The 17,525-nt window shown below is 61.6% G+C and carries 15 protein-coding genes and 1 pseudogene; 12 read left to right on the forward strand and 4 right to left on the reverse strand.

Annotated features, from left to right (window positions below):
* Positions 1-10: 10 nt before the first annotated feature.
* A complete protein-coding gene (locus DCN14_RS21285) occupies positions 11-1,402 on the reverse strand; it encodes a PLP-dependent aminotransferase family protein (RefSeq protein WP_096502658.1) in 1,392 nt (463 codons plus the stop codon).
* Positions 1,403-1,783: 381 nt separating this feature from the next.
* On the opposite strand from DCN14_RS21285, the gene DCN14_RS21290 reads away from it, so the two are divergent.
* The 9 genes and pseudogenes from DCN14_RS21290 (at position 1,784) to DCN14_RS21330 (ending at position 9,780) form a co-directional block, all read left to right on the forward strand.
* On the forward strand, positions 1,784-2,266 hold the full coding sequence (locus DCN14_RS21290) for an MSMEG_0572/Sll0783 family nitrogen starvation response protein (RefSeq protein ID WP_006405208.1): 483 nt from the start codon (positions 1,784-1,786) through the stop codon (positions 2,264-2,266).
* A gap of 19 nt (positions 2,267-2,285) precedes the next feature.
* Positions 2,286-3,308, forward strand: a complete 1,023-nt coding sequence (locus tag DCN14_RS21295) for a Nit6803 family nitrilase (protein ID WP_096502656.1) — start codon at positions 2,286-2,288, stop codon at positions 3,306-3,308.
* Entirely contained in the window at positions 3,301-4,371 is a 1,071-nt protein-coding gene (locus tag DCN14_RS21300) for an MSMEG_0568 family radical SAM protein (protein ID WP_096502962.1), read from the forward strand. The genes DCN14_RS21295 and DCN14_RS21300 overlap by 8 nt, the downstream gene beginning before the upstream one ends.
* 2 nt (positions 4,372-4,373) lie before the next feature.
* Positions 4,374-4,934 carry an MSMEG_0567/Sll0786 family nitrogen starvation N-acetyltransferase gene (locus DCN14_RS21305; RefSeq protein ID WP_096502654.1) on the forward strand — a complete coding sequence of 187 codons (561 nt, stop codon included), beginning with the start codon at positions 4,374-4,376 and terminating at the stop codon, positions 4,932-4,934.
* Positions 4,931-5,917: a sll0787 family AIR synthase-like protein gene (locus DCN14_RS21310; protein WP_096502652.1), complete on the forward strand. Its 987-nt coding sequence runs from the start codon at positions 4,931-4,933 to the stop codon at positions 5,915-5,917. Before DCN14_RS21305 ends, DCN14_RS21310 begins: the two co-directional genes overlap by 4 nt.
* Positions 5,914-7,098: an MSMEG_0565 family glycosyltransferase gene (locus DCN14_RS21315; protein ID WP_096502650.1), complete on the forward strand. Its 1,185-nt coding sequence runs from the start codon at positions 5,914-5,916 to the stop codon at positions 7,096-7,098. Before DCN14_RS21310 ends, DCN14_RS21315 begins: the two co-directional genes overlap by 4 nt.
* Positions 7,099-7,107: 9 nt before the next feature.
* Positions 7,108-7,392, forward strand: a complete 285-nt coding sequence (locus DCN14_RS21320; RefSeq protein ID WP_096502648.1) for an MSMEG_0570 family nitrogen starvation response protein — start codon at positions 7,108-7,110, stop codon at positions 7,390-7,392.
* Positions 7,393-7,446: 54 nt separating this feature from the next.
* The gene (locus tag DCN14_RS21325) at positions 7,447-8,748 is read left to right on the forward strand and encodes an MSMEG_0569 family flavin-dependent oxidoreductase (protein ID WP_239007723.1); all 1,302 of its coding nucleotides are present in this window, start codon (positions 7,447-7,449) and stop codon (positions 8,746-8,748) included.
* Positions 8,749-8,983: 235 nt separating this feature from the next.
* Positions 8,984-9,780 (forward strand): annotated as a pseudogene (locus tag DCN14_RS21330) (transposase).
* Between the two features lie 96 nt (positions 9,781-9,876).
* Here DCN14_RS21330 and DCN14_RS21335 read toward each other — a convergent pair.
* Positions 9,877-10,578 (reverse strand): TetR/AcrR family transcriptional regulator, encoded by a 702-nt coding sequence (locus DCN14_RS21335; RefSeq protein WP_096502647.1) that lies wholly within the window; start codon positions 10,576-10,578, stop codon positions 9,877-9,879.
* A 64-nt stretch (positions 10,579-10,642) separates the two neighbouring features.
* Between DCN14_RS21335 and DCN14_RS21340 the strand changes: the two genes are divergently transcribed.
* The 3 genes from DCN14_RS21340 to DCN14_RS21350 all read left to right on the forward strand — a co-directional run bounded on the left by DCN14_RS21340 (position 10,643) and on the right by DCN14_RS21350 (position 15,954).
* Positions 10,643-12,769, forward strand: a complete 2,127-nt coding sequence (locus DCN14_RS21340; protein ID WP_096502645.1) for an alpha/beta hydrolase fold domain-containing protein — start codon at positions 10,643-10,645, stop codon at positions 12,767-12,769.
* A gap of 89 nt (positions 12,770-12,858) precedes the next feature.
* Entirely contained in the window at positions 12,859-14,505 is a 1,647-nt protein-coding gene (locus DCN14_RS21345; protein WP_096502643.1) for a long-chain-fatty-acid--CoA ligase, read from the forward strand.
* A gap of 264 nt (positions 14,506-14,769) precedes the next feature.
* A complete protein-coding gene (locus DCN14_RS21350; RefSeq protein WP_096502641.1) occupies positions 14,770-15,954 on the forward strand; it encodes a porin in 1,185 nt (394 codons plus the stop codon).
* Between the two features lie 246 nt (positions 15,955-16,200).
* Here DCN14_RS21350 and DCN14_RS21355 read toward each other — a convergent pair whose 3' ends face one another.
* Together DCN14_RS21355 and DCN14_RS21360 are read right to left on the reverse strand one after the other, a co-directional pair.
* A complete protein-coding gene (locus DCN14_RS21355) occupies positions 16,201-16,629 on the reverse strand; it encodes a VOC family protein (protein WP_096502639.1) in 429 nt (142 codons plus the stop codon).
* Between the two features lie 81 nt (positions 16,630-16,710).
* Positions 16,711-17,472 (reverse strand): SDR family oxidoreductase, encoded by a 762-nt coding sequence (locus DCN14_RS21360; RefSeq protein ID WP_096502637.1) that lies wholly within the window; start codon positions 17,470-17,472, stop codon positions 16,711-16,713.
* Between the last annotated feature and the right edge of the window lie 53 nt (positions 17,473-17,525).

A 17,525-nucleotide genomic window follows, 5' to 3' on the forward strand; every position in this document is an offset into this window, starting at 1 on the left:
AGGCCGTCGATCACAGCGTCGCACCGTATAAATGGTGCGCATCGGTCAATGCATCGGCGACGAGTTGCAAGCCGTCCCGGCATTGCTCCCGGTCCTGCGGCCCACCCAGGCAGATGCGGATCGCGGCCGGCGGGTTACCGTCCGTCGAGAACGCAGCGCTTGCCACGGCAGCGACGCCCTGACTCCGCAGATGCTGGGCCAGCTCGGACGCGCTCCACAAGCTCTCGTGCGGAATCGGCAGCCAGAGATGGAAACCGTCGGGATGCGCATCGAACGGCCACGCGCCGAGAACCCGAGCGGCAATCGCCTGGCGGGCATGGGCCTCCGATCGGATCGCTGTCAACATCTCGCTCGCCGTTCCGTCGTTGATCCATTCGGTGGATAGCAGCATCGTGAACGGACTCGGCATTACCGTCGTGGCGCGCAGCGCGCCGGCGATACGCTGCGCCTCGCGCGCCGTCGGCGCCAGTAGGTAGGCGATACGCAGCCCGGCGCCGAGATTCTTTGACATGCCTGTCACGTAGTAGGTCAGTTCCGGTGCAAGCAACGCCAGTGGAGGCGGTGCGCTCCGCGGTAGCATCGCGTAGGCGTCGTCCTCAATGATGGGTACGTTGTAGCGCATCGCGACATCTGCCAGTGCTTCACGGCGTCTGTACGGTATCGTGACCGTGCTCGGGTTCTGAAGGGTGGGGTTGCAATAAAGCGCAGCAGGCCGTCCGGTTCTGCAAAGCGATTCGAATGCATGAGGCAACGGCCCGTCGTCGTCACGTGGCAGCGGCTGCAACTGCACGCCCAATTGCGATGCAATCGCCTTGATGCCGGGGTAGGCGAGCGCGTCCAGGCAGATAGTATCGCCGCGGCGTGCCAGTCGAGAGATGAGCGCGACGAGGGCGCTGTGGATTCCCGGGCAGACAAGCACGGCATCGCCGCTGCAGCCGGGAAGTCGATTCGCCAGCCACATGCGGCCGGCGGCGCGATCTGCGGGCGTGCCGCCGAAATCCTGATATCGCATCAATTGATACGGATCGGCCGCGTTGAGCAAGGCGGCTGCCGATTCCTGCAGCCGCCTGGCCATCTCGGGCGGCTCCGGCGGCATGTTCATCGACATCTCGACGCTGCTCCCACCCGACAGCGGGATTGTACGGGTCGGGCCGCGCACGAACGTACCGCTTCCTGCCCGCGTATCGAGCAAGCCGCGTCTGCGGGCTTCCGCATAGGCGCGTGCCACCGTCGTGTAGTTCAGGCTCAGCGCACCGGCGAGATCGCGCAGTCCGGGCAGGCGATCGCGCGGTTTCAGGCGGCCCGCCGCCAGATCTTCCTCGATGAGATCGGGGATCAGCAGATACGCCGGTTTCCTGCTTGCCGACAGTCGCTTCGACCAATGATGGATTGCGTCATCCATACCTGTTTCCATTTGATGATTCATCAAAACGTTAGCATGGCGGATTATTCGAAAATATTTATATCGCCAGTCTGAAGCGGGCTGATTGCATTGATCGCATCGTGTATCGGATTGATGCACCGATGCACGCTCGACGGGCACGCATTCATGCCAGGTGCATCAGTCAGGTGCGCGCCATCGCCCGGACAGGCCGGTCCCTATCCGAACCGCATTCGGTCACGCAAGGATCGGACCGGCTGCAACGGCATTTATCGACTGAATGATTGGATAGTGATTGCATCAGGTCTGCGCCTGGTTGGCATATGCGTTGCGTTAATGAGATCGCCCGGACTCGAAAGCGTTCGGGACCATCACTCAACGCATTTTCAAACGGAGCGTGCCATGCCTGCAGTGAATCAGCCTCTGCACAAGAAGGGAGATTTCCTCGTCGACTACGAGGAGAAGGTGTTCGAAGACGTCAAGGCGGAACCGGGCGAGAAGGCGCTCGTGACGTTCCACACGGTCGCGTTCGAGGGATCGATCGGCTTCGTGAACCTCCTGCAGGCGACGCGCCTGCAACGCAAGGGGTTCGAGACGTCGGTGCTGCTCTACGGCCCCGGCGTGACGCTCGGTCTGCAGCGCGGGTTTCCGACGCTCGGCGACGAGGCGTTTCCCGGTCACCTGAACTTCAACAAGCAACTCGTCAAGTTCATGGAAGAGGGCGGGAAGGTCTACGCGTGCCGCTTTGCTCTGCAAGCACTTTACGGCCATGGCGAAGCGTCGCTGATCGAGGGTATTCGGCCGATCAATCCGCTCGACGTGCTGGATATCCAGTTGCTTCACCGCAAGGAGAACGCGCTGGTCATCCATACCTGGACCGTTTGATCGAATGACGGGTGCCATCATGTCCGACAAACGCATCGTCCGGGCGGCAGCCGTCCAGATCGCTCCCGATCTGGAACGGGCCGGCGGTACGCTCGACAAAGTCTGCGCGGCGATCGACGAGGCCGCCGGCAAGGGCGTCCAGCTGATCGTTTTCCCCGAAACATTCGTGCCGTACTACCCGTACTTCTCGTTTGTGCGGTCGCCGGTCGCATCCGGCGCCGATCACATGCGGCTCTACGAGCAGGCCGTGGTGGTGCCTGGTCCCGTGACGCATGCGGTCGCCGAGCGCGCGCGCCTGCACGGGATGGTCGTCGTGCTCGGCGTGAACGAGCGCGACCACGGCAGCCTGTACAACACGCAGTTGATCTTCGACGTCGACGGACGCCTCGTGGTGAAGCGCCGCAAGATTACGCCGACGTTTCACGAGCGGATGATCTGGGGGCAGGGCGACGCGGCCGGACTCAAGGTTGCGCAGACCGGTGTCGGACGGGTCGGTGCGCTCGCATGCTGGGAGCACTACAACCCGCTCGCCCGTTATGCGCTGATGACGCAGCACGAGGAAATTCATTGCAGTCAGTTCCCCGGTTCGCTGGTGGGCCCGATCTTCGCGGAACAAATCGAGGTCACGATCCGCCACCACGCGCTGGAGTCGGGCTGCTTTGTCGTCAATGCGACCGGCTGGCTGACGGACGCGCAGATCGCGTCGGTTACGAGCGATCCGACGCTGCAGAAGGCCCTGCGGGGCGGCTGCAATACCGCGATCGTGTCCCCGGAGGGCCAGCATCTGGCCGAGCCGTTGCGCTCGGGAGAAGGGATGGTGATCGCCGATCTGGACATGTCGCTGATCACCAAGCGCAAGCGAATGATGGATTCGGTCGGCCACTATGCGCGACCGGAACTGCTGAGCCTTGCCATCAACGATCGGCCGGCGACGACGGTGACCCCGATGGGGATCAGCGGGTCGGCCGCACGCGACTTCGAGGGAAACTGCCATGAGCGCGAACGCGAAACCGTCGGTGCAGAGCCGGCAATTGATGACTGAATTGCAATCGGTCGGACTGCGTCTCGCGGATCCGCGCGCCGGCGCCGCGAGCCGGCGCGGCGGCGCCGGGCCGTCCGATCACAAGGCCGTGACGGTCGACGGCGTGACCATCATGGTGCCCGTGCACACGAGCACCGCGTGGGAATCGCCGTTCGTCGCGGGGGAGCCCGATGCGGCCGGTGTCAGCCTGCTGTCGCGCGGCACGATCCCGATTGCGAGCATCAGTTTTCCGTCGAACCCGCGATTCTATGCGTTGCAGACCCTCGAGGGCGTGCCGTACTCGCACATCGCGACCCTGCACGGCGCCGATGTGCTTGCGACTACGGTGTTGCAGACTTGCATTCGCTACGAGAGCCGGCGCAAGACCTGCCAGTTCTGCTCGATCGGCCAGTCACTCGCGGCCGGCCGGACGATCGCGCGCAAGACGCCTGAACAGCTCGCCGAGGTCGCGCGTGCGGCGGTCCTGCTCGACGGCGTCAAGCACATGGTGTTGACCACCGGTACGCCGCCGACGCCGGATCGTGGCGCCCGCGTGCTGTGCGAAAGCGCGTTCGCGATCAAGGCGGCCGTCGATCTGCCGATCCAGGCGCAATGCGAACCGCCCGACGACGACGGCTGGTTCGGCCGGATGAAGGCAAGCGGGATCGATACGCTGGGCATGCATCTGGAAGCCGTGACGCCGGCCGTGCGCGAACGGATCATGCCGGGTAAGGCGAGCGTGCCGTTATCCCGGTATATGGCGGCATTCCGTGCGGCCGTTGCCGTGTTCGGCCGCGGACAGGTCAGCACCTACATCCTCGCCGGGCTGGGGGACAGCGAGGATGCGATTCTGGACATGTCGAACGAACTGATCGGCCTGGGCGTGTATCCGTTTGTCGTGCCGTTCGTTCCGATCAGCGGCACGCCGCTGGAGAGCCATCCCGCGCCGTCGCCGGACTTCATGCGGGCGGTGCTCGCGCCGCTCGGCGCCATGTTGCGCGACGCCGGCATGCGTTCCGCCGACATCAAGGCCGGGTGCGGAAAGTGCGGCGCGTGCTCGTCGCTGTCGACCTATGAGGCGTGACCATGTACTGCGCAGAGATGGGACTGGCCGACAGCCGCGACACGTACCGGCCTTCCGAATACCGGATCAAATGGGCGGAGCTTCCCTGGGAAATCGACGAAGCGTACAAGCTGCGCCGGGCCGTATTCTGCATCGAGCAGGGGATCTTCGTCGGCGACGATCGCGACGATATCGATCGCCACGCGCAATTGCTGGTCGCGGTGAGCTGCTGCGCGGGGTTGCCGGAGCAGGTGGTCGGCACGGTACGGATTCATGAAACCGTGCCCGGAACCTGGATGGGTTCGCGGCTCGCGGTGCATCCCGCGTTTCGCCGGCAGGGCAGGATCGGCTCGATGCTGATCGCGCTGGCCGTCAGCAGTGCGCATGCCAAAGGGTGCCGGACCTTCGTCGCACACGTGCAATCGCAGAACGTGCCGTTGTTTCGTCGGCTTCACTGGGATGCGCTCGGCGAGGAAACGTTGTTTGGCCGCTCCCATCAACTGATGCAAGCGCAACTGGCGCACTATCCGCCGTGCGGCACGCCGTTCGCCGGATTCGTCGTGCGCTCGGAGGTACAGCAATGAGCATCGAAAAGCGTGTCGCAATGCTTCGCGCAAGCCGCGGCTTCCAGCACAAGCACGATATCTCCGGCGTGGCCGCGTCGCTGGCGGCGGCATCGCCGAACGGTGAACGGGATCTCGCGCAGGCTGTGGCACTCGGCGACGACTGCGCCGCGATCGTGGACGCGGACGGCTACCTGTTGTTCGCGATTGAAGGCATGGTCGGCGATTTCGTCGAGTCGATGCCGTGGTTTGCCGGGTACAGCGGCGTGATGGCGAATGTCAGCGACATCTATGCGATGGGCGGGCGACCGATCGCCGTTGTCGATGCGTTGTGGAGCGACGGGATCGACGCCGCGCAGCCGGTGCTCGCCGGGATGGCCGCGGCTGCGTCGGCATATGGCGTACCGATCGTCGGCGGCCACAGCAACATGCGCGGCGCACAGGGGCAACTGGCGGTATCGATCCTGGGCCGGGCCCGCGCGCTGCTGTCGAGCTTCAGCGCACGGCCGGGCGATCGCCTGATGATGGCGGTCGACCTGCGCGGCGCATTCGAGGAGCCGTATCCGTTCTGGAATGCGTCGGTCGGTGCGCCGCCGGCCCGGCTGCGCGCGGATCTCGAGATCCTGCCGGCGCTGGCCGAAACCGGGCTATGCGATGCCGCGAAGGATATCTCGATGGCGGGCGTGCTCGGCACGGCGCTGATGCTCGTCGAATGCTCGCGCGTCGGTGCGCGGATCGCGCTCGACGCGATCCCGCGTCCTCCAGGTGTCGACTTCGATCGCTGGCTGACAGCCTTTCCGAGCTACGGGTTCCTGATGGCGGTGCGGCCGGCGCATGCCGACACGGTCATGGAGCGCTTCGCCACGCGCGGGCTCGCGTGCGCGGTGATTGGCGATATCGATGCCACGCGCGAGGTCGTCGTCGAGGAGGCGCGTGAAACGGCGGTGCTGTGGGATTTCCGGATCGCCCCGTTCATTGCCGGTGCAAGCGGAGGTGCCCGATGAGTCGCGATGCATTGCGCATAGCGCTGCTTACCCACTCGGTCAATCCACGCGGCGGTGTCGTGCATACACTCGAACTGGCCAGCGCGTTGCACGAAGCGGGAAGCGACGTCACCGTGTTTGCGCCGGCAGCGCCGGGGGAGGCGATGTTCCGCGATGTCCCGTGCCGCGTCGTTCTGGCCCGCGTCGATGTCCGTCCGCGCAGCATCGCCGAAATGGTGGCCGGCCGGATTGCCGCGGTCGGGAACACGTTGCTGCAGCACGACCTCGGCCGGTTCGACATCCTGCATGCGCAGGACAGCATTACGGGGAATGCGCTGGCCGAGCTGAAGCAGGCAGGGGCGATAGACGGATTCGTGCGGACCGTGCATCACCTCGATGTATTCGACGACCCGCAGCTCGAAAGCTGGCAGGAACGAGCGTGGCGAGCGGCGGACCAGGTGCTGTGCGTGAGCGCCGTCTGGGCGGCCACGATGCGCGAATCGTTCGGGATCCGGGCGAGCGTGGTGTCCAACGGCGTCGACGTCGCCCGGTTCGGTCATGTAGACCATGGCGGCATGCAGGCGGTGCGGAGCCGGTTCGGCTTGCACGACGGGCCCGTCGTCCTGGCGATCGGCGGGATCGAGGCGCGGAAAAACGCCATCGCGTTGCTCGACGCGTTCGCACGGCTGCGCAGCACGATGCCCGATGCACGGCTCGTGATCGGCGGCGGTGCCAGCCTGCTGGACCACGACGCGTACGCGCGCCGCTTCGTCGCGCGTGCCGCCGCGCTCAGACTCGGTATCGGCGTTGGCGAGCCTGTCGTGACCACGGGGCCGCTCGACGACACGACGCTGGTCGCGCTGATGCACTGCGCCGATGTGGTGTCGATGGTATCGACCCGTGAGGGATTTGGTCTGGTCGTGCTCGAGGGGCTCGCATGCGGAAAACCCGTCGTCGTATCTCGCATCGAGCCTTTTACCAAGTATCTGGACGAGCATACGTGCGTATGGGCCGATCCCGGCGACGTCGATTCGATCGCCGACGCGTTGCACGATGCGCTGTCGGGACGACGTTCTCCCGATTTCGCGCATGCGGTCCCCGCACTGCTGAACCGTTTCACATGGGAAGCGAGCGCGCGCAAGCATCTGGACATCTACCGGGACAGGCTGGCGCAGCGTGCGCAAGTCGTGTCCATCGAATGAGGAAGAATCATGCCGGTCATGCATTTTCGGGTCCGTTGGCCCGACCAGTCGGAATCCAACTGCTATTCGCCTTCGACCGTGGTGTCGGAATTCTTTACACCTGGCACGCAATACGCGCTCGACGATTTCGTCGAACGCGCACGCCGCGCACTGGGTATCGCGTCCGATCGCGTACGCGAGAAATACGGGTTTGCGTGCTCGGCCGCCATGGACGAACTGGCACGGATCGAGGCGCGCGCGGAACGATTTTCGCTGCACGGTGATGCGACCGTGACCGTCATCGAACTCATCTGAGGCGCTCGGCGCACGATCTACTTGCTGTCATCACCACACATTCAGGAATGCATGATGTCAACCGAACCCATTGTTTCTTCGACCCTTCCGGACGTCGATTCCCATCTCGGCGTAGCCGTCATCGGTGGCGGCCAGGCGGGATTGTCGGTCAGCTACTACCTGAAGCAGGCCGGCATCGATCATCTCGTCTTCGAAAAGGAGACCGTGACACACACGTGGCGCAAGCAGCGTTGGGACGCGTTCTGTCTCGTGACGCCGAACTGGCAGTGTGCGCTGCCGGGCTACCCGTATCGTGGTGCCGATCCGCACGGCTTCATGACGAAGGACGAGATCGTCGACTATCTTGACGGATTCATCCGGAGCGTCGAAGCTCCGGTGCTCGAACATACCGGTGTCGAGCGTGTGACGCGCGACGCGGACGGACGCTATCGCATCGCGACGTCGCGTGGCGCATACACGGCGGACCAGGTCGTCGTGGCGTCGGGCGGCTACCATCGGCCGATCGTGCCGCGGATGGCCGAGCGGTTTCCGGCATCGATCGTGCAGATCCAGTCGTCGGCGTACCGGAATCCTGCCGCATTGCCGGATGGACCGGTGCTCGTGGTCGGATCGGGGCAGTCGGGTGCGCAGATCGCGGAAGATCTTCATCTCGCCGGGCGGAAGGTGTACCTCGCGGTGGGCGATGCGCCCCGCTGTGCCCGCTTTTACCGAGGCCGGGATGTCGTCGACTGGCTTGCCGACATGCAGTACTACGATATGCCGGTCGATGCGCATCCGCTGCGTGAAGGCGTCCGTGACAACACCAACCACTATGTGACCGGCCGCGACGGCGGTCGCGACATCGATCTGCGCCGCTTTGCCGCCGAAGGGATGGAACTGTATGGCAGGCTCGAGGACTTCGTCGACGGGCGATTGCAATTCTCCGCAGATCTAGCGGCTCAACTCGACAGCGCCGACGATACGTACAACCGGATCAATGCCGGCATCGATGCCTACATCGAGAAGAATGGGATAACGGCGCCACCTGCCACACGCTATGAACCCGTGTGGCGGCCGTCCGGCGATCGCACGGCGCTTAATCTGGCGGCTAGCGGCATCATGTCGGTCATCTGGTGCATTGGCTTCACCCCCGATTTCAGCTGGCTCGACGCGCCCGTATTCAACGGTCGCGGCTATCCCGCGCACCAGCGCGGCGTGACGCCGGTTCCGGGGCTGTACTTCGTCGGGTTGCCCTGGCTTCATACATGGGGTTCGGGACGGTTTTCCGGAATCGCGCGCGATGCCGCCCACATCGTCGAGCACGTCGAGGTTGCCCGGACGGCCGCACGACGCTCGGCAGAGAGCCTGCCCGCCTGACACGATGCAATCGGCCATCCATCGCTTTCGGACGGGCATGCAGCAACTCGTGCACACGGGGCTCGCGGAAAACCGGCTGCTCAAGGCGTGCGGGCAGCGTCACCGGGACGTGCTGGCCGCGCATGCCGATCGCGGCGCTCCCGAGTTTTTCAACGACGCGGGGAGGCGTGGCTATCCATCGTGCGTCGCGGTACGGGGCGACATGGATTCGCGTCACGTGATTCGCGAGAACGAGATGTTTGAGCTCCATCTCGTGCTGCAACCGGTCGAGCCGATTCGCCATTTCAGCGAACAGCGGATCCGGACGTGGCGGAACGAAGCACTGTCGAAGATAGGCGCGAAGTTCTTGGCGATGTACGAAGTCGACGTAAAGGGAGGGGGCGACCGAGCATCGCACCTGAGAAGCTGATGCGGGCGATGCTGTAGCAGATTCTGTACAGCATCGGCTGCGATGCAGAAACTGGTCGAACGTATATCGTATAACCTGCTGTTCCAGCGGTTCGTAATCCTGTCAATAGAGAATGCGTTGTGGAACCACTCGGTGTTCAGCAAGAACCGGGGCGGCTACTGGAGTTCGACACGGTGATGGATCTGTTCAACGCGACGTTGCCACCGAGATGTTGCGGGATGTCGCGCGACCAGATCGACGCATCACGATCGGGGCCGACAAGGGTTACGACACGCGCGGGCTCAGCAAGGCTTGACGGGACGCGAACGTAACGCTGCATGTGGCGCGGAATACAAATCGCAGCGGCGGCAGCGCGATCGACAAACGTACGACGCGGCATTTGGGTTACGCGCTGAGCCAGCACAAACGAAATGTATCGGGCAGTGCTTCGGCTGGAGTAAGACGATAGCTCGCTACGACAGGTCATGGTTCGTGGTCTCGAGAACGTGGACCAACTGCTGCCCCTGACGATGGCAGCCTATAACTTGACGCGGTTGAGATCGTTGGCCGCGTTGCGCCCGCAGAGCGCTTTAGGTATCGGAGTGGGCGCCGGGAAGTCCACGACGTTGATCTATTCGTATTGAAATCGGGCGAATGAGTCGAAATCGAACGCTTCGCGGCGATCGCCGCGAACGGTGGAAGGGAAAATACGTCCGCCCGGACAGGAATTTAACGACCTGCTAGCGAGATGTCCCATGATGAATTTCGGGCCCGTTTAGTAACGACTGCGTCTCTTCCGACGGCGCCGCGACGAGCATACCTTCAAAGGTGTCCACCAAGTTCGATATGGCAAAATCCGGAGCCCAAAGCCGCCCGAGTTCACCGCTGTCCCGGCTTGCCTCCCACGCGGCCAGCGCGGCATTCCCGTAGATTCCGACGAGCGAAAGCCGATGATCGACGAGCGCGTGATCGATACCCAATAGCAGGTCTCGCAGCAGAGCGTTGCAGCGCTGATAGCCGACGTTCCATTTGTTCCCCAGCGCCTCGCGGAGGAACGCACGATTGTTCAACTGCAAGTTGGCGATCATGCGAATGTAGGTTGCCTGACCAGTTCGATTAGCGAGTTCGAGCATCGGAAAGAGCAGCGCCCCCAATACCGCGCGCACACTCAGCGCGCCTTCCGCCTCCAGCCTATCTACCCGCGCTTGACGGTCCTCGTCGATAAGGCGCGCGCCGTCCACGATCAGTTCGCGCGCGAGCTCGAGTTTGTTCCCGAAGTAGTAGCGCAGCGAGGCGCTGTTGCGCTGACCTGCTGCGGAAATGATGTCCTGCACGGACACCCCATCCAGCCCGCGTAGCGCGAACAACCGCTGCGCTTCCTCTTTCAGGCGTGTACGGGTCTCGGCGCCGTCTGATCTAAGGGGTTTTCCTGATGTCATCATTACTTTACCGTGTCGAGTTAATTAACTAAACTGTATTAACTAACCTGGATGGAGAAAATTTACCATGAAAGTCGTAGTTGTTGGAGGCGGCATCGGGGGCCTCACCACGGCGCTGGCCTTGCTGCATCATGGGATCGAGCCAATTGTACTGGAGCGTGCTCCGCAGTTGACCGAGGTCGGAGCAGGCGTGCAGATTGCCGCCAACGGCACGATCGTGCTGCGGGAACTGGGGCTCGAACCGGCTGTAGCGAGCGTCGCGACGGTGCCGGCCGGCTTTGACTATCTTGAGTTGTCGACGGGGCGGCGTCTTTACTATGCCCCGCTCGGCAAGGAGGCCGAGGCGCGCTACGGGGCTCTGCTCTACAACATTCATCGAGCCGATCTGATCGATCTGCTGGCGAAGGCGTTGCCGCCCGGCGTGGTGCGGCTTGGCGCGGAGTGTGAATCGGTCTCGCAGGACGAGAAGAGTGCCTGGGTCACGCTGAAGAACGGCGAGGTGATTCGCGGTGACGTTGTGATCGGAGCGGATGGTATTCATTCGGCCGTGCGTACGGCGCTGCGTGGGCCGGAGGAGAAGCAGTTCGCCAATATCCTCATGTGGCGGTCGCTGATCCCGGCCGACCGGCTCGAAGGGCTGAACCTCCCGGTGGCGGGCAACAACTGGTTTGGCATTGGCCGTAATATCGTTTCCTACTGGGTTCGCAAGGATCTCTACAGCATTCTCGCGTCGGTACCGGCAACTGAGGTGAGCCGTGAGTCGTGGACGCAGTCGGGCGATGTCGAGCAGCTGCGGCGCTCGTTCGAGGACTGCGAGCCGACGGTGCAGAAGATGCTGGCGCAGGTGGACGATGCATTCATCACGGGCATGTACCATCGCGATCCGATCGAAAGCTGGACTGCGGGCCGCATCGCGCTGCTCGGCGACGCTGCGCATGCGATGGTGCCGTATCTTGCGCAAGGTGCTTGCCAGTCGATCGAAGACGCGTGGGTGCTCGCGACCTGTCTCAAGGGCCACGGCCCGGATGGCGTGCAGGAGGGGCTTCTCGAATACGAACAGCGCCGCCAGCCGCGCACGAAGCGCATCCAGGCTGGAGCGCGCTACGTGGTCGATTGGGCGCACGAGCCCGACGCGGCACGCGTGCGTCAGCGCAACGGCCGGCTGAAGGGGCTGTCGCGCATCGATCCGCTGGGCGAGATTTCGTGGTCATTCGCCTGGGGGCATGACATCATCGCGGCGGCCAAGTTGCCGCAGGGCGAGGTGGTGGGCCTGAGCGCGGCGCGCGAAGGCAAGCGCATGAAGCGCACCGAAAGTCAGCGCGCGTTCGATCTCTGGAAAGGCGTGTTCACACCCGACGATGTGGCGCGCGGCGATCGCGGCCAGCATGCCGCTTACGAGCGGTTCCTGCTGGGGCAATTCCCCGCACCGGAAAGCACACAGGTAAAGGAAGTCGATCTCGATGGTGTGCGCTCGCTTCGCGTGGCAGCCGAAGGCGCGGGGCATAAAGTTACGGTACTGCACTTTCACGGCGGTGGCTATGTGCTTGGTTCTGCTAATAGTTCAGTGGAATACGCAAGCCGCCTTTCGCATGCGCTGAACGGCCCGTGCTACACGGTGGACTATCGTCTCGCACCCGAGCATCCGTACCCGGCGGCCATCGACGATGCATTCAGTGCCTACCGTGCCTTGCTCGCCACGGGCGTTGATCCCGCTACGCTCTTCCTGAGCGGCGAGTCTTCCGGCGGCGGACTCGCGCTGGCGCTGGCGGCCGCGTTGCGCCGCGCTGGACTGCCGTTACCGGCCGGCGTGGTCGCCATTTGCCCGATGACGGATCTCACGCTGAGCGGTCCCTCCGTGCAGGCGAATTCGGGCGATGATCCTGCCGCGAATCGCGAGACGCTGACCAATCTCGTCGCAGGCTACTTCCAGGGCCACGAGCCGACCGATCCGATGGTGTCTCCGCTATTCGCCGATCTTGCAGACCTTCCGCCTGTCTATCTTGCAGCCGTACATGGCGAAGTGCTTGAAAGCGATACGACGCGCTTTGCAGAGCGTGCGAAAGCCGCTGGTGCAGATGTGACGCTGAAGATGGTGGACGACTCCGTTCACGTATTCACACTGTTTCCATTCCTGCCGGAGACGGCCGAGACGCTCCGCGCGATCGGCCAGTGGAGCCGCAATCTGAAGCAGTAAAGAAAGACCTCCGCGCACAGCGCGGAGGTCTCCCGTTTCAAAGTGCAACGCTTAAAGTATGAGCGTCGCGTTTCGTGTCTGGAGTTTTCATGACGGCAACATCATTGCGTCAACTCACTGTGCCACAGACTTCGCTATATACGAATCTCGAAGTTTGCGCGAATCGTCATCCTGGGAAAGTCGCCATCAATTATTACGGTTCTCTTCTGAGCTATGCGCGCTTGCGCGACGAAGTGGATGCGATGGCGGGATTTCTGCAACAGCATTGCGGAATCGGTCGGGGCGCGCGCGTCGTACTCTTTATGCAGAACAGTCCACAGTTCGTCATTGCGTTCTATGCGGTTCTACGTGCGGATGCGGTCGTCGTACCCGTCAATCCAATGAACAGGACTACAGAGTTACAACACATCTTTGAGGACAGTGGTGCGCGCGCGGCGCTTGTTGGCGAAGAACTCATACAGTACGTGCAACCGCTTATGGAGCGTCATGTCGATCATGTCGTTACGGCGCGCTATGCGGATTATTTGGATACCCAGTCGGATCTGCCTTTACCCGATATCCTCACGGCTTCCCAGCAACAGCAAGATGTGCAGTTCTGCGAAAGCGATGAAAGGATCACGCGCTGGTCCGATGCGCTATCACATGCGTACGTTGCGCGGCAGCTCGAAGCGGGGCCCGCGGACCTTGCGGTGATTCCGTACACATCTGGCACGACGGGGCTTCCGAAGGGATGCATTCATACACACCGTAGCGTGATGCATTCGACAGTCTCTTGTGGCGCCTGGCCGGATCTGCATGGCGAGAGTGTGATGCTGTGCTCCGTGCCGTTTTTCCATGTGACCGGGATGCAGAACTGCATGAACATGCCGATCTTTATCGGCGCGACGATGGTTGTCATGACCCGCTGGGACGCAAGATGCGCAGCTTCCCTGATCGAACGCTATCGCGTGAACACATGGGTCACGGTGCCGACTATGGTGCTCGATCTGCTGAGTCTTGCGAACATTGAGAGCTTCGACCTCAGCGCGATCACGTACCTGAGCGGAGGTGGTGCGGCCATGCCGCAGGCCGTTGCGCGGGAGATCGAGAAGCGCTGGGGCATCGCCTACGTGGAAGGCTACGGACTCACCGAGACGATGGCGGCAACGCACATCAATCCGCGTATGCGGAGCAAACCCCAATGCATGGGCGTTCCCATTTTCAACACGTCCGCCCTTGTCGTCGATCCGGACTCGCTTCGGCCTCTTGGTCAAGGCGAGGTCGGAGAGATCCTCGTAAGCGGGCCACAGATGTTCGACGGGTACTGGAACGCGGCCCACGCGTCAATCGACGCGTTCGCCTCGATCGACGGACGACGCTATCTGCGCACGGGGGATCTCGGATACGTTGATAGCGAGGGCTACTTCTTCCTCGTTGACCGGCTCAAGCGCATGATCAATGCGTCTGGATACAAAGTGTGGCCAGCTGAGGTCGAGGCAACGCTGTTCGAACATCCTGCAGTACAGGAAGCGTGCGTAATCGCGGCTCACGATGCGCGCCGAGGGGAAACCGTAAAGGCGGTGATTGTTTTGCGCAGCGGCGCATTTGCGACTCAAGACGAAATTGTCGCTTGGGCGAAAGAGCACATGGCGACGTACAAAGTTCCGCGCGTAATTGAGTTTGCAGACAGTTTGCCTCGCACGGCTAGTGGAAAGGTTCAGTGGCGCGTGTTGCAGGATGCAGAAAATCGGCGATAAAAATTACCGGCCATATCAAGATTAAATCAGAAAGGTTTATGGCAATTGAGGTGCGCCGGAAAATATAACGTATCCGATGATTTGGTGATTCCATCTTGGACTGCACATCGGAAGTTGGCGAGCAGCTAGGCAGAGTGATCGAGAGCACTCCAGGATATATCTGCATTCGTGCGTCGCGAAACAAAATGCTGTCTCGAAAATTGGTGCTATCGGGCCGTCGAATTAATTCGTGGTGAAACATAAACACAAGATTGGAGACTTGAAATGAGAAAGGTAAGGAGACTGTTCGACAAGGCTGTTCGGGTGGGGGGCAGCCGGACGGGACGGAAAGCGAGCTTGCGAACGGCGGGATTGCTGGGAGGTATCATTCCCGCTGCGATGTTGTGTTCCATTCCCGCGGCTGCGCAATCGTCCGTGACCCTCTACGGCCTGGTAGATGCCGGCGTTCGCTATACGACAAAAGCCAACCCGGCAGGAGACTCTCAGTTCCAGATGCTGAGCGGCGCGAGCGAGAGCCACTTCGGCATTAAGGGCACGGAAGACATCGGTGGTGGGACGAAGATCATCTTCAACTTGGAGAATCGCTTCTTTCCGAATTCCGGGAAAATGGATCCGGCCTATCCGCTCTTCAATACGGCATTTGTCGGCCTGCAGTCGACCACCTTCGGCAAGCTGACGATGGGGCGCCAGTTAAATCCGTTGGCGGACGCTGCGATGAGTTCATTCATATCGAACCGCTGGTTGCCAACGTTCTACCAATTCCGGCCCGAAGTCCTGATGGCTCAGGGCGTATGGACGAGCAACATGATCAAGTACGCGGCGCGATATCGGGACCTGACTACCGAGGTTTCGTACTCGTTCGGCGGCCAGGCAGGCCAGTTCGGTGCTGGTAGCCAGATCGGTGCGTCCATTCTATATCTGCCTTCTGCTCCGATAACCCTTTCCGCCGCGTACCTCGACTCCCGCGATGCAGCGAATACTTCCGCGCACCTGAAGACGTGGGCGGCAGGTGGCTCATACACTTTCGCCTCGACGACTGTAAATGCGGGCTGGATGGTCAACCGGCAGGACTCCGGCTTTGTCGGTAACTTTCCTAATGGCCCGTTTTCAGAATCCGAATTGACCGCGCTGAAATTCAATACGTTCAGTGTGCGAAAGATGTTCTTTGGCGGCGTGACGCAGCAGATTGGCGCCGCAATGCATTTGTCTGCCAACGTATGGCGCACGATCCAGACCGGGAAGTCACAGTCCGGGAACGGCAACGCAACGCAATTCCAACTGTTTGCGGACTATAACTGGTCCAAGCGCACGGATACTTACGTCGAGGTGGATTATTCGCTATACCGAGGTGGCATGATCGGGGCGCAGTTCCAAGGAGTCAACGCACTGAGTGCGGCTTACGGTAGCACGCAACTTGGCGTGACAGCAGGCTTGCGACATCTGTTCTAGCTTGACCTGCCCCGGGAATCTTCGGGCCAGTGACAACTTGGGAGAATGGCCTCCTGGCCGCTCAAGAATTCCTGGGCGCAAGCGAGTCTTGGTGTTTCGGAGGCAATTCCCCAGCAGCAGTGATCCGTTGGCGATGAAGCGCAAGCAATACTCGCTGGAGCAAGGCGTCACAGCGCTGAAACAGGTCGAACAGGATCCGCCACTGGTAGATCCTGTTCGACGATTCCTGAGTTGGATCTACGATTTTCAGTTTCCAGACTCGGCGCCGCAAAACTGAAGAAGTTCAATGAAATTCCCCTCGGGGTCTTGCACATAGGCGAAACGAACACCGGGTCGACCGGCATCTCTTGGCGTAGATACCGCAATAGCCCCAGCTGCGACCACCATCTCGAACGCTCGCTCAAGATCGCTCACCGTTAGTGCCCAGGAAAAGTACCCCTGACGACGAGCAACCTCACTCAATCCAACACGCGGTGATGCGATTGACTCTGCGTATTCGACGAGTTCGATTTCCACGCCAGCGGGGTTGCGGAGGATGAGCAAGCGAGTCTGCATCTCGGGAATTTCGATGCGAGCGAGTTCCTCGGCAAAGCCCAGTGCCGATGCATAAAAGTCTCGCTGCCGGTCAAGATCGCCGACGGATAGCGCAATATGTTTGAATTGAAAATCCGTCATTTCTCTATGGCCTGACTCGCTGATCGATGCCAGCCATCATGACCAGCGGGAATGATTAGTTCGGCTCCGCGCGAGGTCTGCTCAACGTGCGGTATAGCCCCCGTCCACAGGAAGCGCCGTTCCTGTGACGAAGCTTGACTTGTCGGAGCAAAGCCAAACGACTGCTTCAGCCATTTCGTCTGGTTGAGCAATACGGCCAAGCGGGTGTGCGGCAATGCGCGCTGCCATCACTTCGGGCGATCGACCGGTCGCAACAAGCGGCGTTGCCACCAGTCCAGCAGCGATTGCGTTGACCCGGATGCCAACCGATCCGTAATCAAGCGCAGCCGTCTTGGTCAGTCCAATGACGCCATGCTTGGCTGCGGTATAGCCCGAGAAGCCCGGCACGCCAACCAAACCCGCACCGGATGCCAGATTGACGATAGAGCCAAAGCCCTGACGTGCCATCTGTTCGAGTTCATATTTCATGGACAAGAATGTGCCGCGCAAATCGATGGCAACGATCCGGTCGAACGTCTCGGTTGCATAGTTCGCTGTGGAACGAAGATCCTCTCCGCCACTCACGCCAGCACTGTTTACTCCAAAATCAAGACGTCCGGCATCGCCGATCGCAACGGCCACCGCATTGCGGACTGAATCTTCGTCGGAAACGTCGCAGACAACTGCCCGTGCATTACCGCCTGACGCTTCAATCATCGCAACAACTTCATTGAGCGTTTCCACGGTTCGACCTGCAACCGTAACCGTGCATCCTCGTTCGGCCAACATGATCGCCGAAGCACGCCCAATTCCGGTGCCGCCGCCTGTTACGAGCGCTGTTTTACCAGTAAATTCTTTCGTCATAACCTGCTCATCAAAATTCTAGCTGAATCATTTTTTTGACCGAAATTTGCCGC

Origin of the sequence: Burkholderia sp. IDO3 (assembly GCF_003366075.1) — a bacterium.
In the GTDB taxonomy this organism is placed as follows: Bacteria; Pseudomonadota; Gammaproteobacteria; order Burkholderiales; family Burkholderiaceae; genus Burkholderia; species Burkholderia anthina.